Origin of the sequence: Micromonospora sp. DT233, from assembly GCF_049841815.1 — a bacterium.
Classification (GTDB): domain Bacteria; phylum Actinomycetota; class Actinomycetes; order Mycobacteriales; family Micromonosporaceae; genus Micromonospora.
In genome coordinates, this window is sequence record NZ_JBNCLB010000002.1 from 640304 (window position 1) to 660042 (window position 19739).

A 19739-nucleotide genomic window follows, 5' to 3' on the forward strand; every position below is an offset into this window, starting at 1 on the left:
GGCCGCTTCCTCTGCGAGGGTGACAGGCGAATCTCATGACAGCCTCGGCTCCGGCCGGACTTGTCATGTAACAGTTCCACAAAGGAGGAGAGACCTTTGAGGAGACGAGTCACAGCCGGTCTGGCCTCGGCCGCGGCCGCGCTGCTGGCGGCCGGTGTCGTCACGACGGCCCCGGCGTCCGCCGCCCCGGCTGCTGCCCCGGCGGCGAACCCGGCCCCGAGCGCCGACAAGACCAAGCACCGCAGCGACAACCTCGCCGACCCCAAGGCCGACCAGCACCAGGAGCTGCGTAAGCAGGCGGTCGCCGATCTGCTGGCGGGCAAGGCCAAGCTTCTGACGCGCAACGGGTCCAAGGTCATCCAGATCAAGAACGACAAGTTCGTCGAGTACCAGCAGGCCCCGAAGACCGACCCGATCTTCACGATGCTGGTGCAGTTCGGCGACCAGACCGACCCCCGCACCGGCGGCACCGCCGGCCCGAAGGTCAACCAGATCCCCGCGCCGGACCGCAACTGGGACGGCGGCGCCACCGACGACAACAGCACCCTGTGGCGGTCCGACTTCAACCGGGCCCACTACATGGACATGTTCTACGGCGAGGGCGAGTCGTTCAAGGACTTCTACCTCAAGCAGTCCGGCGGCCGTTACACGGTCAGCGGTGACGTCAGCGACTGGGTCACCGTGCCCTTCAACGAGGCCCGGTACGGCAGCAACGCCATCTCCGAGGCCGACGGCTACTGGAACTTCATCAAGGACAGCTCCACGTCCTGGTACGACTCCCAGATCGCCGCGGGCAAGACGCCGCAGCAGATCAAGGACTACCTCAAGCAGTTCGACATCTGGGACCGGTACGACTTCGACGGCGACGGCAACTTCAACGAGCCCGACGGCTACGTCGACCACTTCCAGGCCGTCCACGCCGGTGAGGGCGAGGAGGCCGGCGGCGGCGCCGAGGGCGAGGACGCCATCTGGTCGCACCGCTGGTCCGCGTTCCCGAACCTGGCCGGCAGCGCCGGCCCGGCCGGCAACCTCTCCGGTGGCGTGCAGATCGGCGACACCGGCATGTGGATCCGTGACTACACCACGGAGCCGGAGAACGGCGGTCTCGGGGTCTTCGCCCACGAGTACGGCCACGACCTCGGCCTGCCGGACCTCTACGACACCAACGGTGGCGACAACGGGGTGGGCTTCTGGAGCCTGATGGCCTCGGGTTCGTGGCTGAGCCGCGGCACCGACGACATCGGTTCGACCCCGGGTTACATGGACCCGTGGTCGAAGCTCTACCTCGGCTGGCTGAACCACTCCACTGTCGAGTACGGCAAGGGCACCACCATCCTGCCGCTCGGCCCGGCCGGTGACAGCGACGGGCCGAAGGCCCAGGCGGTCGTGGTGAACCTGCCGCCGAAGACCCAGACCACCCCGTACAACACCCCGTTCGCGGGTGCCAACGAGTGGTGGGGCGGCAGCGCCGACGACCTGGACAACAAGCTCACCCGTGAGCTCGACCTGACCGGTGCGACGTCCGCGTCGATCAACGCCAAGGCCTGGTACGACATCGAAGAGGACTACGACTACCTCTACGCGGAGGTCTCCACCAACGGTGGCACCACCTGGCAGTCGCTGACCAACTCGCTCGTCGACCCGGGTGAGACCGGGGTCGATGGCTCCACCAGCGGTGCGTGGGTGGACCTGAACTACGACCTGTCGGCGTACGCCGGGCAGACCGTGCAGTTCCGGTACCGCTACCAGACCGACGGCGGCGTGCACCTGGCCGGCGCGTTCCTGGACAACATCACGCTGGTCAAGGGCGGCGCCACGGTCTGGACCGACGGCGCGGAGTCGCTGGACCCGGCGTGGACCGCCAAGGGCTTCACCCGGATGGGTGGCTCGGTCACCGACACGTACCCCCGCTTCTACATCGCGGAGAACCGGACGTACTTCGGGTACGACGACACTCTGCGCACCGGTGGGTACAACTACGGTTTCGCCAACACCCGCCCGAACTGGGTGGAGCGTTTCTCGAACCGGCCCGGTCTGCTGGTCTGGTACGTGAACTACGCCTACGGCGACAACAACACCTCGCAGCACCCGGGCTACGGCTTCAACCTGCCGGTCGACGTCCGCCCGGGGCCGATCAAGGTCGGCGCCGGCACGATCACCAACCGGCGCAACGGCTACGACGCCACGTTCAGCTGGTACCCGAAGCCGGCGCAGACCTTCCACGTCAACAGCGTGGCGGGCACCGTGCCGGCGCTGAAGCCGAACCCGCAGTTCAGCGACAGCAACGTCGACCGTTACTGGTCGGCCGAGAACCCGCAGAACTCGGTGAAGGTGCAGGGCTCCGGCACCACGATCACGATCGTGACGCAGGGCACGCAGCCCAACAGCAACATGATCGTCGCGGTCAAGAACTGACCCGTTGATCGACCGAAGGGGCCGGTGGCGGCGACGCCATCGGCCCCTTCCGTTCGCCCCGATACCCGCTAATCGAAAACTGTCACGGAAATTGAAAGTTGGCCCGAATCGACGCACGTGTCTTCCCACCGGTCCCAGGAAGTTCTATGTTCACCATTGGTCCCACCAATGGGGCCTCCCCACCGGCCCGTCCTTCATTGGGCCGGTTCCCTGACACCGGAGGTACCACGTGCGGAAAGTCGCAGTGGGTCTGCTCGGGCTCTCGCTGACCGCGACGGGGCTGGTGGTCGGCACGTCCGCCAGCGCCGCGCCGACGCCGAAGCGCCCGGCGGCCGCCCAGTCGGCCGCCGAACCCCGAGTGGATCACGATCTGCCGGACAAGCTGGAGGAGAAGCGCCGCGCGCTGCGCCAGGAGGGGATCAGCAACGTCCTCTCCGGTCGGGTCAAGCCGCAGAAGATCAACGGCAGCACGGTCGTCAAGGTCGGCGAGACCGCCGGCGGCCCGGCCGCCCGCAGCGCCAACAGCGGCCCGACCGACCAGTACGTCGAGCTGGCCCGGGAGCGCACCGACAAGATCTTCGTGATCCTCGCCGAGTACGGCGACCAGCGGCACCCCGACTACCCGGACAAGGACATCAACCCCGACATCCAGGGGCCGGCCACGTTCGACGGGCCGCAGCACAACGAGATCCCCGAGCCCGACCGGGCGGTGGACAACTCGACCGTGTGGCAGGCCGACTACAGCGCCGACTACTTCCGCAAGCTCTACTTCGGCACCGGCAAGGGCAACGAGTCGGTCAAGCAGTACTACGAGTCCCAGTCCTCGGGGCGGTACACGGTCAACGGCACGGTCACCGACTGGGTCAAGGTGAAGTACAACGCCGCCCGTTACGGTCGCTCCGACGACCCGATCGCGGACGAGGACGAGAACCCGGCCAACGACCCGGCCGTCTGCGCCGACAACGTCTGCTCGAACACCTGGAACCTGGTCAGCGACGCCGCCAACCAGTGGGTCGCCGACCAGTTGGCCAAGGGCCGCACCGACGCCCAGATCAAGGCCGACATGCGGGCGTTCGACCAGTGGGACCGGTTCGACTACGACGGCGACGGCAACTTCAACGAGTCGGACGGCTACATCGACCACTTCCAGATCGTCCACTCCGGCGGCGACCAGGCCGACGGCGACCCGATCCTGGGTGAGGACGCCATCTGGAGCCACCGCTGGTCGGTGGCCGGCAACGCGCCCGTCGGGCCGGTCTACAACCGCAGCGGCGGCACCCAGATCGGCAACACCGGCATCTGGATCCGCGACTACACGATCCAGCCGGAGAACGGCGGCCGCAGCGTCTTCTACCACGAGTACGCGCACGACCTCGGCCTGCCGGACGACTACAACAACATCAACGGCGGCGACAACAACAACGAGCACTGGACCCTGATGGCCCAGAGCCGGGTCAGCGCCAAGAACGAGCAGGGCATCGGCGACCGCGGTGCCGACCTCGGCGCCTGGAACAAGCTCCAGCTCGGCTGGCTCGACTACGAGGTGGTCAAGGCCGGCCAGAAGAAGACCCTGGAGCTCGGCCCGGAGGAATACAACTCCGCCAAGCCGCAGGCCGCCGTGGTGGTGCTGCCGCCGCGCAGCTACACCTACGACTACGGCCCGCCGTTCGCCGGCACCAAGCAGTTCTTCTCCGGCAACGACGACGACCTGGACAACAGCCTGACCAGGGCGATCGACCTCACCGGCAAGACCTCGGCGGCGGTGTCGCTCAAGGGCCGGTTCGACATCGAGACCGGCTACGACTACCTCTTCTTCGAGGCCTCGACCGACGGTGGGGCCACCTGGGACGCGCTGCCGGGCACCGTGGACGGCCAGCCCATCCCGCCGGTGTCGGCCACCGACCCGACGCCGGGGCTCAGCGGCAGCAGCGAAGGCCGCTGGACCGACATCAACATCCCGCTGAACTCGCTGGCGGGCAAGGTGGCGCAGTTCCGCTTCCACTACGTCACCGACGGCGGCGTGTCCTCGGGTGGCTTCTTCGGCGACGACATCACCGTCACCGCCGACGGCCAGCCGATCTCCACCGACGGGGCCGAGACCGGCACCGGCGCCTGGGTGGCCCAGGGCTGGAGCGTCGTCGGGGAGACCTACACCCGGCTCTTCGACAACTACTACATCGCCGGCCACCGCTCGTACGTCTCGTACGACAAGTACCTCAAGACCGGCCCGTACTACTTCGGCTACGGCACCACCCGCCCGGACTACGTGGACCACTACGCGTACCAGGAGGGTCTGCTGATCTCGTACTGGAACCTGCGGTTCACGGACAACGACACGTTCGAGCACCCGGGTGAGGGTCGCAACATGATCATCGACTCGCGCCCGAAGCCGCTCTACAACCTGACCGGCGCCCCGTGGCGGGCCCGCGTCCAGGTCTACGACGCGCCGTTCAGCCTGACCAAGGCCGACTCGTTCACCCTGCACATCAACGGCCGGCCGCAGTACATCCGGGGCCAGGCCGCGCAGCCGCTCTTCGACGACACCAAGCAGTACTGGTACCCGGAGCTGCCGAACCACGGCGTCAAGCTCCCGGCCACCGGCACCAAGATCAAGGTTCAGGAGCGGAACGGGACCTCGATGAAGGTCCGCTTCTCCTGATCGACGAAGTCCGTCGATCGACTGACCTACCGGTCGGCTGACCTACCGGTCGGCTGACCTACCGGTCGGCTGACCTACCGGTCGGCTGAGCCACCGGTCGACCGCAGCACCGATCGACCGCAGCACCGTGATGCCCGGGCGGGCCACCCGCCCGGGCATCGCCCTGTTCCACCCCGAAGTCCCGCTTCCGCCCCGGAATCCCGCTCCGAGCGCCCTCGCCCGACGGGCTGCGCGCATCGGGGCCCTAGGCTGTCGGCATGACCGAGCAGCGCGGCGGGGCCGTCGACGAGTCCTGCGTCCTCACCGAGGGGCCGTGGGCGCACCGCTTCGTCGGCGCGAACGGCAGCCGCTTCCACGTGGTCGAGGCCGGCACCGGCCCGATGGTGCTCTTCCTGCACGGCTTCCCCGAGCACTGGTGGGCGTGGCACGAGATCCTGCCGGCGGTCGCCGACGCCGGCTTCCGGGCGGTCGCGGTCGACCTGCGCGGCTACGGGGCCAGCGACAAACCCCCACGCGGGTACGACGGTTACACCCTCGCCGCCGACGTGGCCGGCCTGATCCGGGGCCTCGGCGAGCGCTCCGCCACCGTGGTCGGCACCGGGGCCGGCGGCATGATCGCCTGGACCGTCGCGTCGTTCCATCCGTCGCTGGTCCGCCGGCTCGTGGTGCTCGGCGCCCCGCACCCGCTGCGGCTGCGGGCGGCGATCTTCGCCGACCCGCGCGGGCAGTTCACCGCCTCGACGCCGGCCCTGAAGTTCCAGCTACCCCGCTACGAGCACGTGCTCGCCCGCGACGACGCGGCGGCCGTCGAGGAGATGCTGCGCCAGTGGGGTGGCCCGCGCTGGGTGAACGGGCCCGACTTCCCCGCGTACGCCGAGCGCTGCCGGGAGGCGATGCGCATTCCGCAGGCGATGTTCTGCGCGCTGGAGGGCTACCGGTGGGCGTTCCGGTCGGCGCTGCGGCTGCACGGCTACCGCTTCGTCCGGCTGATGCAGAAGCCCCTGGTCACCCCGACGCTGCAACTGCACGGCGCGCTCGACGTCGCCTCCCTGCCGCGCACCGCCCTGGGCTCCGGCCGGTACGTGGTGGCCCCGTACGAGTGGCGGCTGCTGGAGGACGTGGGGCACTTCCCGCACGTCGAGGCCCCCGACCTGGTGCTCGGCGAGATCCTGCGCTGGGCGAAGTCCTGACCGGAGCGGGCCGGGCGGCGGCGCCTCCCGCATAGGCCCGGTCGCCGGCGGTTCCCGCGCCGATCCGTCAGAGGCGCTTCTCGCGCAGGTCGGCGACCTCGCTGGACGGGGCCCAGCCCTGGTAGACGCCGAAGTCGAAGACCTCCAGCCCCATCGCCCGGGCGACCGGCCACCGCCCGCCGGTGTACTCCACCCGCAGCCAGCCGTCGTGCTCGGCCAGGACGATGAACGGCTGCCCCTGCCAGGTGCAGGTGGTCCGCACGTAGCTCAACTCGTCGACCTCGGTCGCCGGGAGCACCCGCACGTACCGACCGGGGCGGATCTCCTCGAACCCCTCCTCGGGCTCCGGCTGGTACAGCCGGACGTCGTCGCCGTCCGGGCTGGCCTGGTACTCCCGGCCGTGCCAGCGGGCCACGTAGCCGTCGCGCATCAGGGCTCACCGACCCGTCGCCAGAGCAGCGCGTCGGTGTCCAGGATCGCCACCACCCGCTCGGTGCCCTCCGCTCCGATGCGCCACAGCTGCGCCCCGTGCGGCAGCCGGGCGCTGTCCACCTTGAACTCCGCCACCACGTCGCTGCTCTCCCCCGGGGCGAAGCCGTTGCCCCGGAACGGTGGGCGTTCGATGACCCAGCCCTCCATGGCCCGCATGGCACCCTCGTTCTGTCCCCCGTACGGGATCCGGTAGAGGTTCGGCCGGTGCGCCGGCCAGCGCAGCACGTAGATCTGCTCGGCGTCGCGGGAGAAGGGCGAGTCCGGGTAGCCGAGCCCCAGCGCGTCGTGGAGCTGGGCCGGGGTGTTCAGATGGGCCAACTCGTTGGCCCGATGCACGAAGCCGGAGACCCGGTCGTAGCCGCGATCGAGGTAGTAGGAGAGCTGGCTCGGCGCGATCGCCTTCTGCATCACCACCGGCCGGGTCGGGTCGACCGGTGGCGGGACGTGCCGGACGGTGCCCGGGGACGCCTCGGCGGCCGGCGGCGGCTCCGGTTCGTTTCCCGCGTCGTCGCCGAGCCCCATCTCGGCGGCCCAACTGGCCAACGCCACAATCTGCTCGCCGGGCAGCTTCGCCCCCACCGGCGTGTTCGGGTTCACCGCGAACGACCAGGCGTCGTCGGGCCAGCGGCGGATGAGCTGGACGAACTTGACCCGCACGGTCTCCAGCGGCTCGTCGACGTGATCGGCCAGCCGCTCCGGGGACGTGTAGACCACCACGTACCGCTCGCCGTCCAGCCGCTCGGTCCGCCAGACGAAGCCCGGTTCCCCCGGCCGACTGTCGGCAGCGGAGTCGGGCGCGGTCGGCAGCAGCACCCGGGCCAGCAGCAGGGTGGACAGAAAGGTGTCGGTGCTGCCGGTGCCCGCGGCGGCCAGCAGGTCCTCCTCCACCGCGTTGGCCGGCTGGAACTCGGGGGCGGGCGTCGTCGGCTCCGGCTCCCGGTCCGCCGCCCCGCCCGCCGCAGGCCCGGTCGACAGCGACCCGGTCGACAGCGGCTCCGTCGGCGACGAGTCGACCGGCGCGGGCTCCGCCGCCCACGAGTCCAGCGCCGACGAGTCCGCCGGCAGCGGCTCGGCCGGCCCGAACAGGGACTCCGTCGGCGGCTCGGGCGCAACCGGCTCGGCCCGCGCGGACGGCGTGAAGAACGAGGTCTGGGCCGTGCCGCCGCCGGTGGTGGATGCTGCGGCGGCGTCCGGGGTGCCGATGGGCGACGCCGGGGCGGTCGCGGGCAGGTCCCGCGACTCGATGATCGTTCCCTCGATGACGATGGGCGAGAAGGAGCGGCGGGACGAGGACGATCCGGAGATCGACTCGGTCACGGTTGGCGTCTCCGTCACCTCCTCGATCGGCGTGGCGACGGGCCGCTCCGGCCGGGGACGCTTGCCTTCCTCACCGATGCCACCGGGGCGGGGACGCGGGAACGCCTGAGCGGCCCCGGCTCCCGGGCGGCGCGGAGGCTCGTCACCCGTGCCGGCACCCCCGAACCCGGAGGGCCGGGTCGTACCGCCGGCCCGGCCGAGGGGACGGGTCGCCTCGGCCGCCGCGCCGGCCGCGTTCACGCCGAAGTGGTGGGTGGGCTCGTCGGGCGCGGCGACGGGACGGAACGCCCGGGTGGCCTCGTCCTCGGCCGGCGGGCGGTGCGGCTCCGGCGGCCCGCCCGCACCGGGACGCAGCGGCTGGGTGGCCGCCTCTGGGGCGGCGGCATCGTCGCGCGCCGGTCGAGCGGCCGATTCGGCGCGGAACGCCCGGAGGCCGTCACCGAGCGCACCGGTACGCAGGGCCTGAGTCGCCTCCTCGGGAACGACCCCACCCAGCCGAAACGCGCGGGTGGCCTCGTCGGCGCCGCTGCCACCGGGCTGGAATGCGCGGGTGGCCTCGTCGGCGCCCACAACGTCGGGTCGTATCGGCTCAGCCGCCGACGCGGGCGGCGCAAACGCGGCGGCGGCCGGCGGCGGGAACGCGGCGGGCGGTTCTGCGGGGGTGGCGGGGCGCGCGGCGTGGGGGGACTGCTCCGGCGGCGGGTCCGAGGCCGGGCGCCGCCGGGGAAAGGGCTGACCGCCCCCGGCGAACCGGGACGGCGGAGCGGCCCGTTCGACGGGACGACGGGGATCGCCCAGCGGCCGGGCGGCCCGGTTCCGGCCGGACGCCGGCTCGAAGAAGGAGGCGGGCTGGGCGGGCGCGGCGGGGTGAGCCGGCTGAGCCGGCGCGGCGGGCTGGCCCGGCTGGGCAAGGCCGGCGGGCTGGGCGGGCGGGGCGGGACGTTCGCCGGCCCGGACGTTGCCGTCCGTCGCCGCGCCGGTCGGCGTCGACTCGGGCACCCGCCGCCGGGGCACGTTCAACCACGCCGAGCCCTCCACCACGGGCGGGGCGCCCGGCCCGGTCCCGCCGTCGACCTGCTCGCCCGTGCGAGGCGCGGCGGAAACGGATCGACCGTCGACGCTCCCGTACGGCGGGGCGGTCACGGGACCGCCCACGTCGGCGGGCGGCCGGTACGCCGGTGCCCGGGGGGCCGGCGGCGGCGCGGCGGGCAAGGGCCCGGTCGCGGGGCGGCCGGGGGGCGCTCCGACGGTCGGCGGGGCGGGCACCGGGGACGGCGGTGGCGGCGTCTCCCGACCGGGGACCACCGCCGTGGCGCGGGTCCTGGCGGCGTTCTCCGCGCGCTCCAGGCGGGCCCTGGCCCCCATGGTCCGGCCGGGCAGCCGCACGTCGCCCCGGGAGAGCTGCGAGACGAACCAGGCGGGAAGATATCCCTCGATGGGCAGGCCGGGGTTGACCGCCAACCACCACTCGTGGTTGGGCCAGTCGGCGGCGAGTTCGGCGTAGGCGCTGCGCCGGCTGGCCGCCGGATTGCCGCCCAGGCATGCCTGCAGCGCGGCGGGCGAGGTGAACGCGAGCACGTGCGTGCGGCCGCCGGTGGTCCAGGTCCCCCAGCCCAGCGGGGCCTGCCCGGCGAGCGCCTCCGTCGAGACGGGCAGCAGCAGGTCGGTGCGGGCCAGGACGCGGAAGTAGAGCTCCTGGTCCTGGGCGCGAAGCGCGTCGCGCATCGCCGCTTCGGCCTCGGTAGCCGGCTCCCAGTCGGTCACGGCCACCTCTCCTCCCGCGAACAGGCCATAGGCATCGCCTACAACCTACAAGGTGGTAACAAGATCACAATGGCTGGCCAACGACGCCCCGCCGGGCGACCCCGCTGGGACTAACATCCTGTTCCGCAGCCGACACGATACGGAGGCGATCGATGCCCCGGCCCACCCCACGCCCGGCGCTCGCCGCCCTGACGGTGGCCCTGTTGACCGCCCTGCCCGCCGTCCCGGCGCAGGCCAACGCCGCGATGGGCGCGTTGGCCCCGACCGGCGCGGCACCCCGCTGCGCCGTCCCGCTCGCTCCCGTCCGGCCCGTCGCGGCCACCCCCTGGCCCCAGCGACGGTACGCCCCCGAGCGGCTCACCGCTCTGGCCACGGGTGCCGGGATCACCGTCGCGGTGATCGACTCGGGCGTGGACCGGCGACACCCGCAGCTCGCCGGGCGGGTCCTCGACGGGGCGGACTTCCTCGACCCGGGGGGCGACGGCGGCCGGGACTGCGCCGGGCACGGCACCGGCGTGGCGAGCGTCATCGTCGGTGAGCCCCGCCCCGACGTCGCGTTCCGCGGGCTCGCGCCCGACGCGCGGATCCTGCCCGTGCGGGTCAGCGAGCAGCAGGTGGTCGAGGGCCGCGAGTCGGGGCGCACGGTCGGCGCGGCGCAGTTCGCCCGGGCGATCCGCTGGGCGGTCGACCACGAGGCGGATGTGCTCAACCTCTCCGTCGTGCTGTACGCCGACAACCCGGCCGTCCGGGCGGCGGTCCGCTACGCGGCGGCCCGGGACGTGGTCGTGGTGGCCGCCGCCGGCAACCTGCACGACGCCGGGGACCCCCGCCCGTACCCGGCCGCGTACGACGGGGTGCTCGGCGTGGGCGCGATCGGACCCGACGGCCGCCGCGCCGATTTTTCGCAGACCGGCCCGTACGTCGACCTGGTCGCCCCCGGCGGCGAGGTGCTGACCGCCGCTCCCGGGCAGGGCCATCGCGCGGCGGAGGGCACCAGCTACGCCGCCCCGTTCGTGGCGGCCACGGCGGCGCTCGTCCGTCAGCACCGGCCGGAACTGACCGCCGCCCAGGTGGCGCGGCGGATCGTCGCCACGGCCGATCCCGCGCCGGGCGACGGCACCGGCGCCGGGGTGCTCAACCCGTACCGGGCCGTCACGGAGACCGGCGCGGGACGGGACCGGCGGGAGGGGCGCGTCGAGGCGCTTGCCGTGGAGCGCAACGATCCGGCCCTACGCGACCGGCAGGCCCGGCGCGCGGCCGCCCGGGACCGGGCGCTGGTCGTGGCCGCCCTCGCCACGTCCGCCGTGGCGGCCGTGGTGCTGCTGGCCGTGGTGCTGCCCCGAGCCGCCCGCCGACGCTGGCGGCCGGCAGCCTGATCGCCCGGCGCCCGAGGCGGACGTGGCCCGGCACCGGCCCGAACGCGACCCGGGGCGCGGCTCGGACGGAACGCAGGGCGCGGCTCGAACGGCGGGACGCGGGACGCGGGGTGGGCACACGCCCCACCCGGCGGCGGTGGCGTCCGAACCTGCGCCCGGACGCCACCGGCGGTGGCTCAGTGGAACAGGTTGACGTTCCGCTTCTCCGTGTCCAGGTAGTCGGACGCGGAGTCGTCGACGGCGAGCTTGATGTCGCGCAGCATCGCCTGGAGGTCCTGCGAGGCGGACCGCCACCGGAGCTGGCGCTGCTCGTACGCCTGCCGGGCCTCGCCGTTCCAGGTCGCCACCAGCGGCGCGGCGTCGCGCTCGAGCTGCCCGAGTTGGTTGTCCAGAGTGTTCAACGCCCGCTGGATGTCCGCGCCGGCCTGTTGCAGCGCGGCGAAGTTGACGACCAGCACACCGTGGTCCATCGGATTGTCCCCTTTCCGGGAGGTGTCACAGCGGCAACTGGATGCCGCGGTTGGTGCCGGCGACCCGGCCGGCGGCCTCGTTGTCGGCGACGTCGTACTGCTGGCCGGCGGTGCGGATGGCGGCGGCCGTCTCCCGCAGCGCCCGTTGCAGCGCCTTCTGGTCCTGCGACCACTGCTGCTTGACCTGCTCGAAGGAGCGCCCACCGGCGCCACGCCAGGCCTGCTGCAACACCTCCAGCTCGGCCAACAGGCCGGTCAACATGGCCTGCAGGGACTGATCCGCCTGCTCGAACTTCGCTGCGGTCTGCTGCATCACCGCGGCTTCTGCCTGGGTCTGGGACACCCCGGACGTCACCTCGTCTCCTCGATCGTGGCTGGCCGTCGGACGCGCCCGCTGCGGACGCGCCGCCTCCCCACCGCACCGGCGGCACCGCCAGTGGGCGGAGTCGGCAGACTCGTCGCCGACGGTAGCGGCCCGGTGCGCCTTCTGCTACCCCGCCCCGCTCTCCTGTGGACAACCACGGTCCCGCCGTGTCGGGACGGAGTCATACGATGACCCTGCGGCACCCACCGCGCCGACGCGGCGGCCGGCTGCGGCACCGGGGGAGCGCGGAGGAGGCACGGTGACAGCCAGGACGACCACCGTCCCGCAGCGGCGGCGGGCCCCGTCACCCGCCGGCCGCGAGCCCGCCGGCCTGGAGCCCGCCGGCCGCGAGCCCGCCCGGCTAGAGCCCGCCGACCGAGAACCCGCACGCCGAGCGCCCGTCCACCCGGGAGCCGCCGGCCGAGAGCCCGTCGACCTGGCGACCGGCCGCGAGCCCGTCGACGCCCACCGGCAGCCGCTGCCACCGCAGTGGATCCCCGCCGCCGTGCGCCGGCCGGCCCGGGTGCGCGCCGGTCAGGTGGTCGCCACCCAGCTGGCGGTGGCGGCGCTGGCCGCTGCGGCCGGCCGGGGGGCGGTGCCGACCGGGGCCGCCGTGCTGGTGGCCGCGCTGCTGCTGGCGGGCGGGTGGCTGCGATTCCGGGGGCGCTGGTTCTTCGCCTGGTTCGGCGTCGCCGTCGACTACCTCTACCGGCGGCGGGCCCGGCCCGCCGCCGGGCCGGGCGCGCTGCTGACCCGACTCGTCCCCGACGCGACGGTGCAGGCTGCGGAGCTGGCCGGCGGCCCGGCGGCGCTGGTCGACGACGCCGCCGGCCTGACTGCGGTGCTGGAGCTCGGTGACCCGGCCGACCTGCTCGGCGACGGCGCGCGGGCCCTTCCCGCGCTGTCGACGCTGCTGCCGCCGGCCGCACCGGAGCTGCCCCCACTGCGGCTCCAGCTCCTGTTCACCTGCTCCCCCGCCCCGGCCGCCGCCGCCGAGGGCAGCACGGTGGCGACGTCGTACCGGCAGCTGACCGACGGGCGGCTGGCCGCCCACGGCCGGGCGTTGCTGGCGGTCCGGGCGCTGCGGATGGCCGGCTGGACCGACGAGGAGCTGCGGGTCGCCCTCTCCGGGGTGCTCCGGCGGCTGGTCCGCCGGCTCGGGCCGGTGACCGCGCGCCCGCTCGGCGTGCGGGCCACCCTGCGCGTCCTCGCCGACCTCGCCCACCACGACCAGGGTGACCCGGTGCTGGAGTCCTGGTCGGCGGTGCGCACCGGGCCGGTGCTGCACACCGCGTTCCGGCTGCGCCGTGCCCCGGAGCCGCGCGCCGATGGCGCACGCCGGCTGGTGCCCCGGCTGCTCGTCCTGCCGGCGGCGGCGACCACGGTCGCGCTCTGCGTCGGGCCACGCATGGGGGCCGACGACGTGGACGTGCCGGCGGAGCTGACCGTACGGGTGAGCGCCTGGACGCCCGCCGAGTTGTCGCTGGCGGCGCAGGCCCTACGCCGGCTGGTGGAGACCGCCGGCGGTGCCGTGGAGCGGCTCGACGGCCAGCAGCTACCGGCGCTGGCCGGGACGTTGCCGCTGGCGTCGGCGGTGCCGGGCCCGACGCTCGACGCCGCGGCCCTGACCGACCTGGAGCTGTCGATCGGTGGGGCGGGGCTGATGGTGGGTGCCAACCGGCGCGGCGGGGCGGTGACCATCCGCCTGTTCCGCGCCGAGGGCACCCGGTTGATGCTGGTCGGAGGGGTGCGCGCCGCGCAGCTGCTGGCCCTGCGGGCGATGGCGTCGGGTGCCCGGGTGGTCGTGCAGACGACCCGGCCGCGCGCGTGGGAGCCGTTCGTGCGGGGCGTCGGTGCGCCCGGCGGTCCGATTCCGGTGCTGCCCCCCGGCCGACCCGTGGCCGGGGTGGCCGCCTCCGTCCTGCGGCCGCTGCTGCTGGTGGTGGACGGCGGGCCGGCACCGGCGGCCGCCGGGCCGGCACCGTCCTGGCAGTCCACGCTGGTGCTCCGGGACGAGCTGACCCCCGCCGACGTCGACTCGCTGGGCCGGGCCGACCTGGCCGTGCTGCAACCGCTGAGTCCCGCCGAGGCCACGCTGGCCGGGGCGGCGCTCGGCCTGGGCGGCTCGGCGCAGTGGCTGACCCGGATCCGCGAGGACATGGTGGCGGTGGTGAACCGGCGGGCGCTGCGCTGGGCGCTGCTCTCGCCGACCCCGATCGAGGCGCAGCTCATCGGCCGCCCGGCGCGACGCTGAGGCGACCCGGCCCGGCGCGACGCTGCGGTGACCCGCGCCGGTGGCCGGGCTGCGGCGGGTTCCGTCCCTGGCGGGGTCGTGACACCATGCGTGGCCATGGAGTTCCTCACAGGTCTGCTGATCAGGCTGGGCAGCACGGCGGTGGCCTTCTGGCTGGCCACCCTGCTGATCCCGGGCATCACGCTCGACACCGCCTCGGCCACCGAGGCGGTCGGCACGCTGCTCCTCGTCGCGGTCATCTTCGGCGTCGTCAACGCCGTGCTCCAGCCGATCGTCAAGACCGTCGGCTGCGGCTTCTACCTGCTGACCCTGGGCCTGATCGCGCTGGTGGTCAACGGCCTGCTCTTCCTGCTGACGAGCTGGATCGCCGGCGAGGCCGGGCTGCCGTTCCACGTGGACGGTTTCTGGCCGGCCGCGGTGCTCGGCGCGCTCCTCGTCGGGGTCGTCACCTGGCTGCTGGGTCTCCTGCTCGACCGCGAATAGCCGGGACTAGCGTGCGAACGTGTTCACTCTGACCCGTGCGGACGGCCACCTGCTCAGCACCGACGCGGCCCGGCTCGACCTCGACCTGGTGCACCACTGGCTCTCCACGGACGCGTACTGGGCCCTCGGGCGGGACCGGGACACCCTGGATCGGGCGTTCGCCGGCTCGCTGCCGTTCGGCGTCTACCGTCCCGGTGACGGCCGTCAGGTCGCGGTGGCCCGGGTGGTCACCGACGGGGCGACCTTCGCCTGGCTCTGCGACGTCTACGTGGACCGGGCGGCGCGGGGCTGCGGGCTGGGCACCTGGCTGGCCGGTGCCGCCCGCGACCACCTGGCCGAGCTCGGCGTACGCCGGATCCTGCTGGCCACCGCCGATGCGCACGCCGTCTACGCGAAGGTGGGCTTCACCCCGGTGGAGCCGGGGACCTGGATGGCGTACGACCGGCGGGTGAAGCCGGTCACGGGAAAGGAGCCGACGGCGGGTTGACCCCTTACGATCGAAGCCGTGAATCCGCTCCGCCTCGGATACCTCTACGGCCTCGGCGCGTACCTGCTCTGGGGTTTCTTCCCGCTCTACTTCAAGCTGCTCAAGCCGGCCGGGCCGGTGGAGATCCTGGCGCACCGGATCGTCTGGTCGGTGCTCCTCGTCGCGCTGCTGCTCGCCGCGAGACGCAACATCGGGTTCCTGCGCGCCCTGGCCCGGCAGCCCCGGACGCTGGCCGGCATCGCGGTCGCCGCCGCGCTGGTCGCGGTCAACTGGGGCACCTACATCTACGGCGTGAACTCCGACCGGGTCGTGGAGACCGCCCTCGGCTACTTCATCAACCCGCTGGTGTCGGTGCTGCTCGGGGTGACCGTGCTGGGCGAGCGGCTGCGCCCCGGGCAGTGGCTGGCGCTGGGCGTCGGCGCGGCGGCGGTGGGCGTGCTCACCGTCGACTACGGACGCCCGCCCTGGCTCGCACTCGTCCTGGCGGTCAGCTTCGCCGGGTACGGGCTGGCCAAGAAGCGGCTCGGCCTGCCGGCGGCGGAGGGGCTCTTCGTGGAGTCGGCGGTGCTGGCCCTGCCCGCCCTCGGGTACCTCGGCTGGCTCGCCGCGTCCGGGGACGCCACCTTCGGCCACGTCTCCACCGGGCACACCGTGCTGCTGGTGCTCTCCGGCGCGGCGACCGCGATCCCGCTGTTGTTCTTCGCCGGGGCGGCCAACCGGCTGCCCCTGACCACGCTGGGCATGCTCCAGTACGTCGCGCCGATCCTCCAGCTCGCCTGCGGGGTGCTGATCCTGCACGAGCCGATGCCACCGGCCCGCCTCGCCGGCTTCGCCCTGGTCTGGCTGGCCCTGGTGGTCTTCACGGCCGACGCCGTCCGGCACGCCCGCCGGTCGCGGGCGGCCGGGCGGCAGGAGCCCAGCCCGGTCGCGGCTCAGCGGGTGTCGTAGATCAACGCCGGGGTGCCGTCGGCCTGCAGGAGTTCCAACCGGACCAGTTCGGCGTCGGTGAAGCGGGTGACGCCGGTGAACCGCAGCTCGTCGCCGGGGGCGGCCAGCCAGGAGCCGATCTGCTCCGTCGCGCCGTCCGGGCCGTGCGCCACCAGCCGGAAGGTGTACGCCTCCCGGTGGCCGTCGCGCCGGTCGTAGCCGCAGCGCATGGTGACCTCGGTGCCCCAGGAGGCACCGGTCAACGCGACCTCGGCGTGCACCGGCACCGCCCCGGCGAACGGCCGCATGGCGGCCATCGGCGCCTGCGGGGTCGGCGTCGGCAGCGCCGTCGGCGGCTCGGAGTGCGGTCGCAGGGCCCCCGCGCCGAAGCCGGTGACCAACGCCAGCGCGGCGGCGGCCAGCGTGGTCAGCACGTACCGGCGGCGGGTGGCCGACCGCTCGCGGCGGCGGCGCTCCCGGGCGTCGGCCAGCAGCGCCGGGACCCGGGTGGACTCGGCCGGGGGCTCCAGGAACTGCTCCAGCTTGGTCGGGTCGAGGCGACCGAGCAGGCCGGGCAGCACGGCGACCTCGGCCACCGCGTCCCGGCAGGAGGGGCAGCCGGCGAGGTGCCGCTCGTAGGCCGCCCGCTCGGCAGGGGCGAGCGCGCCCAGCACGTACGCGCCGTCGTCGTACGCGAACTCGCAGTGGGTCATCCGGTCACCCCCATCTCCGCCAGCACCAACCGTAATGATCGCAGCGCATAGTGGGTGCGGGACTTCACCGTTCCGGGCGGAACGCCCAGCCGCGCCGCCGCCTCCGCCACCGATCGTCCCTGGTAGAAGCACTCGACCAGCACCTCCCGGTGGGTCGGGCTGAGCCGGTTCAGCGCCTCGGCGATCGTCCACGCCTCCACCGCCCGCTCGGTCTCGTCGACCGTCTCCGGCGGCTCGGGCACCTCGTCGGTGTAGACCTCGCCGACCCGGCTGGAGCGTCGCCGCCAGGCGTCGATGGCCAGGTTCCGGGCGGTGGTGAAGAGCCACGCCCGCACCGAGCCGCGGGTCGGGTCGAGCGACTCCGGATGCCGCCAGGCCCGCAGCAGCGTCTCCTGCACCAGGTCCTCGGCCCGCGTCCGGTCGCCGTGGACCAGCCGCAGGGCGTGCGAGTAGAGCGCGTCGGCGTGCTCGTCGTGCAGGGCACGCAGCAGTTGGGCGTCGTGGTCGCTGATGGCGGCCCCCTCGGTCGTCCGGGAGTCCAGCGGGTTCCGCTGCCGAACGTCGACAGCGGCACTTCGCCCGGAAAGCACGTCCGCCGGTCCCGATCGGTTCAGTCGCGCGCCGACGAATTGGCGCACGGGGCCGGGCCGTCCGGAACGGCTCGGGGGCAAGTATCCACGCCGGCGTCGGCGCGCGTGCTCAGCCTTCGCTGGCGGCGGCGACGGCGACGGCGCGGGCCACGGTGAGCAGCTTGGCCCGGACCACCCGGGCGGAGGTCATCATGTCGTTGGCCGGCAACGCGCAGGCCAGCACCATCCGGCGTTCCATGTCCTTGTCGGGGGTGACCAGCACCCCCGCGCAGGCCACCCCCTGCCGGAACTGGCCCATTTCGAGCTGCATCCCCCGGCGGTCGCCGGCCGCCAGGTCCGCCTCGAACGCCTCCGTGCTGGTCAGGGTGGCGTTGGTGAACGGGCGCATGCCGTATTCCCGCAGGTAGCGCAGGCGCTGCTCGGCGGTGAGGGTGGCCAGCAGGGCCTTGCCGAGGGCGGTGGCGTGCGCCCCCTCGTCGAAGCCGGGGACCAGGTCCTCCAGGTAGGGCGAGCGGTGCCCCTCGGCCACGGCGATGATCGCCACCTGGCCGCCGACGAACCGGCCGAGATAGTGGCTGTAGCCGGTGTCGAGGGCGGCCCGCCGCAGGTTCTCGCCGACCGCCGCCGGGCCCCGGAACGCGGTCACCAGCTCGCGGTAGCGGTCGGCGATCTCCAACCCGACGATGTACGTGCCGTCCTCGCGGCGGATCACGTAACCCTCGTACGCCAGCGTGCGAACCAGGTGGTAGGTCGTGGCCACGGTCAGCTCGCAGCGCCGCGCGATCTGCTTGACGGTCAGCCCCTTCGGGGCACGGCCGACCGATTCGAGCACGCGTAGGGCGCGGGACACGCTCCGGATGAGGTCCGAAGGTTCCGCCAGGGGGTCGCGCACAACCACCTCCGCCGCCGGGGCTTACACCATATGAAATCCAGGCGTTCGGCGAAATGCCTGTTCGGATCGACGATGCCAGATCATCTTAAACGGTCCGTGGGCTGAGCGACACGATGAGTTGTCCGAGGGAGACTCGCGTACGTTTTACGGACCATGACGCGTGCCGCTTCACCCCCCACGCCCCCGACCGCCGGCCGCCCCCTGCGAGCCGGGGTGGGGGCCGTCGCCACCACCGTCGCCTGTGTCCTGCCCGTCTTCCTGGTCGGCGGGCTCGCCGTGCAGATGGGCGCGGACCTCGGCTTCTCCCCCGCCGGGCTGGGTCTCGCCGTGGCCGTGTACTTCGGCGTCGGCGCGCTCGCCTCCATGCCCTGCGGCGCCCTCGTGGAGCGGCTCGGCCCGGCGGTGGTGGCCCGCGCCGGCATCCTGCTCTCCGCCGCGACGATGCTGGCCGTGGCGGGGCTGGCCCGGTCGTACCCGGTGCTGGTCGTGCTGCTGGCGCTCGGTGCCGCCGCCAACGCGCTGGGGCAGCTCGCCAGCAACGCGGCCCTGGTCCAGCACGTGCCGCCGCGCCGGCAGGGCGTGTCGTTCGGGGCGAAGCAGGCGGCGATCCCGCTCTCCACCCTGCTGGCCGGCCTGGCGGTGCCGACGGTCGCGCTGACCGCCGGCTGGCGGTGGGCGTTCGTCGCGGGCGCGGTCGCGGCGCTGGCCGCGCTGGCACTCGTACCGGTGGCGGAAGCCCGGCCGGGGCGCACCGGTGGCGACCGGCGGGCCGGTGGGACGACGGGGGCGTTGGTGCTGGCGGGGGTCGCCGCGACGCTGGCGGCGGCCGCCGCGAACGCCCTCGGCACGTTCCTGGTCGACTCGGCCGCCGGCCGAGGGCTCTCGCCGAGCCTGGCCGGGCTGACCCTGACGCTGGGCGGCCTGGTCTGCGTGGTGGCCCGGGTGGGCTTCGGGGCGCTGGCCGACCGCCGCGCGGACGGTCACGTCGCGGCCATCGCCGGGATGCTCGTCGTCGGCGCGCTCGGGCTGGTGCTGCTGGCGCTGCCCGGCCCGGTGCCGCTGGTGGCGGGCGTGCTGCTCGGCTTCGGCCTGGGCTGGGCCTGGCCGGGGCTGATGACCTTCGCGGTGGCCCGGCTGCACCCGCAGGCCCCGGCCGCGGCCACCTCGATCACCCAGACCGGGGTGTACGCCGGCGGCTGCCTGGGGCCGCTGGCCCTGGGGGCGACCGCCACCACCTTCGGCTACCCGACGATGTGGCTCAGCGCGGCGGCGGCCATGCTCCTGTCGGCCACCCTGATGGTGACCGTCGCCCACCGCTCCCGGCGCCCACCGGACTGACCGAGCGG

General features: G+C 73.8%; 16 protein-coding genes. 9 read left to right on the top strand and 7 right to left on the bottom strand.

The features are described from left to right. The first annotated feature begins 96 nt into the window (after positions 1–96). From ACLQ2V_RS07085 to ACLQ2V_RS07095, 3 genes are all read left to right on the top strand, one after another. A complete protein-coding gene (locus ACLQ2V_RS07085) occupies positions 97–2415 on the top strand; it encodes an immune inhibitor A domain-containing protein (RefSeq protein ID WP_425717545.1) in 2319 nt (772 codons plus the stop codon). A 244-nt stretch (positions 2416–2659) separates the two neighbouring features. Continuing rightward, positions 2660–5074, top strand: coding sequence for an immune inhibitor A domain-containing protein (locus ACLQ2V_RS07090; RefSeq protein WP_425717751.1), 2415 nt, complete (start codon positions 2660–2662; stop codon positions 5072–5074). A gap of 257 nt (positions 5075–5331) precedes the next feature. After that, positions 5332–6264 carry an alpha/beta fold hydrolase gene (locus ACLQ2V_RS07095; protein ID WP_425717546.1) on the top strand — a complete coding sequence of 311 codons (933 nt, stop codon included), beginning with the start codon at positions 5332–5334 and terminating at the stop codon, positions 6262–6264. Positions 6265–6331: 67 nt separating this feature from the next. Here ACLQ2V_RS07095 and ACLQ2V_RS07100 read toward each other — a convergent pair whose 3' ends face one another. Then, entirely contained in the window at positions 6332–6697 is a 366-nt protein-coding gene (locus tag ACLQ2V_RS07100; RefSeq protein WP_425717752.1) for a hypothetical protein, read from the bottom strand. Continuing rightward, the gene (locus tag ACLQ2V_RS07105) at positions 6694–9837 is read right to left on the bottom strand and encodes an SseB family protein (protein WP_425717547.1); all 3144 of its coding nucleotides are present in this window, start codon (positions 9835–9837) and stop codon (positions 6694–6696) included. The genes ACLQ2V_RS07100 and ACLQ2V_RS07105 overlap by 4 nt, the downstream gene beginning before the upstream one ends. A gap of 152 nt (positions 9838–9989) precedes the next feature. Here ACLQ2V_RS07105 and mycP point away from each other — a divergent pair, with 152 nt between their 5' ends. Continuing rightward, entirely contained in the window at positions 9990–11213 is a 1224-nt protein-coding gene (mycP, locus tag ACLQ2V_RS07110; RefSeq protein WP_425717548.1) for a type VII secretion-associated serine protease mycosin, read from the top strand. 176 nt (positions 11214–11389) lie between these two features. Here the strand turns inward: mycP and ACLQ2V_RS07115 are convergent, their stop codons facing one another. Then, positions 11390–11683 carry a WXG100 family type VII secretion target gene (locus tag ACLQ2V_RS07115; protein WP_425717549.1) on the bottom strand — a complete coding sequence of 98 codons (294 nt, stop codon included), beginning with the start codon at positions 11681–11683 and terminating at the stop codon, positions 11390–11392. Between the two features lie 25 nt (positions 11684–11708). After that, complete coding sequence (locus tag ACLQ2V_RS07120) at positions 11709–12026, bottom strand: WXG100 family type VII secretion target (RefSeq protein ID WP_425717753.1); 318 nt, start codon at positions 12024–12026, stop codon at positions 11709–11711. 352 nt (positions 12027–12378) lie between these two features. Between ACLQ2V_RS07120 and eccE the strand changes: the two genes are divergently transcribed. From eccE to rarD, 4 genes are all read left to right on the top strand, one after another. Next, complete coding sequence (gene eccE, locus ACLQ2V_RS07125; RefSeq protein ID WP_425717754.1) at positions 12379–14301, top strand: type VII secretion protein EccE; 1923 nt, start codon at positions 12379–12381, stop codon at positions 14299–14301. A 96-nt stretch (positions 14302–14397) separates the two neighbouring features. After that, entirely contained in the window at positions 14398–14784 is a 387-nt protein-coding gene (locus ACLQ2V_RS07130; RefSeq protein ID WP_425717550.1) for a phage holin family protein, read from the top strand. Positions 14785–14803: 19 nt separating this feature from the next. Further along, positions 14804–15271, top strand: coding sequence for a GNAT family N-acetyltransferase (locus ACLQ2V_RS07135; protein WP_425717551.1), 468 nt, complete (start codon positions 14804–14806; stop codon positions 15269–15271). 18 nt (positions 15272–15289) lie between these two features. Further along, positions 15290–16219, top strand: a complete 930-nt coding sequence (gene rarD / locus ACLQ2V_RS07140; RefSeq protein ID WP_425717552.1) for an EamA family transporter RarD — start codon at positions 15290–15292, stop codon at positions 16217–16219. Here rarD and ACLQ2V_RS07145 read toward each other — a convergent pair. The 3 genes from ACLQ2V_RS07145 to ACLQ2V_RS07155 all read right to left on the bottom strand — a co-directional run bounded on the left by ACLQ2V_RS07145 (position 16204) and on the right by ACLQ2V_RS07155 (position 18393). Continuing rightward, positions 16204–16911, bottom strand: a complete 708-nt coding sequence (locus ACLQ2V_RS07145; protein ID WP_425717553.1) for an anti-sigma factor family protein — start codon at positions 16909–16911, stop codon at positions 16204–16206. The two genes, rarD and ACLQ2V_RS07145, sit on opposite strands and share 16 nt — an antisense overlap. Beyond that, entirely contained in the window at positions 16908–17423 is a 516-nt protein-coding gene (locus tag ACLQ2V_RS07150; RefSeq protein WP_425717755.1) for a sigma-70 family RNA polymerase sigma factor, read from the bottom strand. Before ACLQ2V_RS07150 ends, ACLQ2V_RS07145 begins: the two co-directional genes overlap by 4 nt. Before the next feature lie 187 nt (positions 17424–17610). Further along, positions 17611–18393, bottom strand: a complete 783-nt coding sequence (locus tag ACLQ2V_RS07155) for an IclR family transcriptional regulator (RefSeq protein WP_425717554.1) — start codon at positions 18391–18393, stop codon at positions 17611–17613. A gap of 153 nt (positions 18394–18546) precedes the next feature. Between ACLQ2V_RS07155 and ACLQ2V_RS07160 the strand changes: the two genes are divergently transcribed. Further along, on the top strand, positions 18547–19731 hold the full coding sequence (locus ACLQ2V_RS07160; RefSeq protein ID WP_425717555.1) for an MFS transporter: 1185 nt from the start codon (positions 18547–18549) through the stop codon (positions 19729–19731). Positions 19732–19739: the final 8 nt, after the last annotated feature.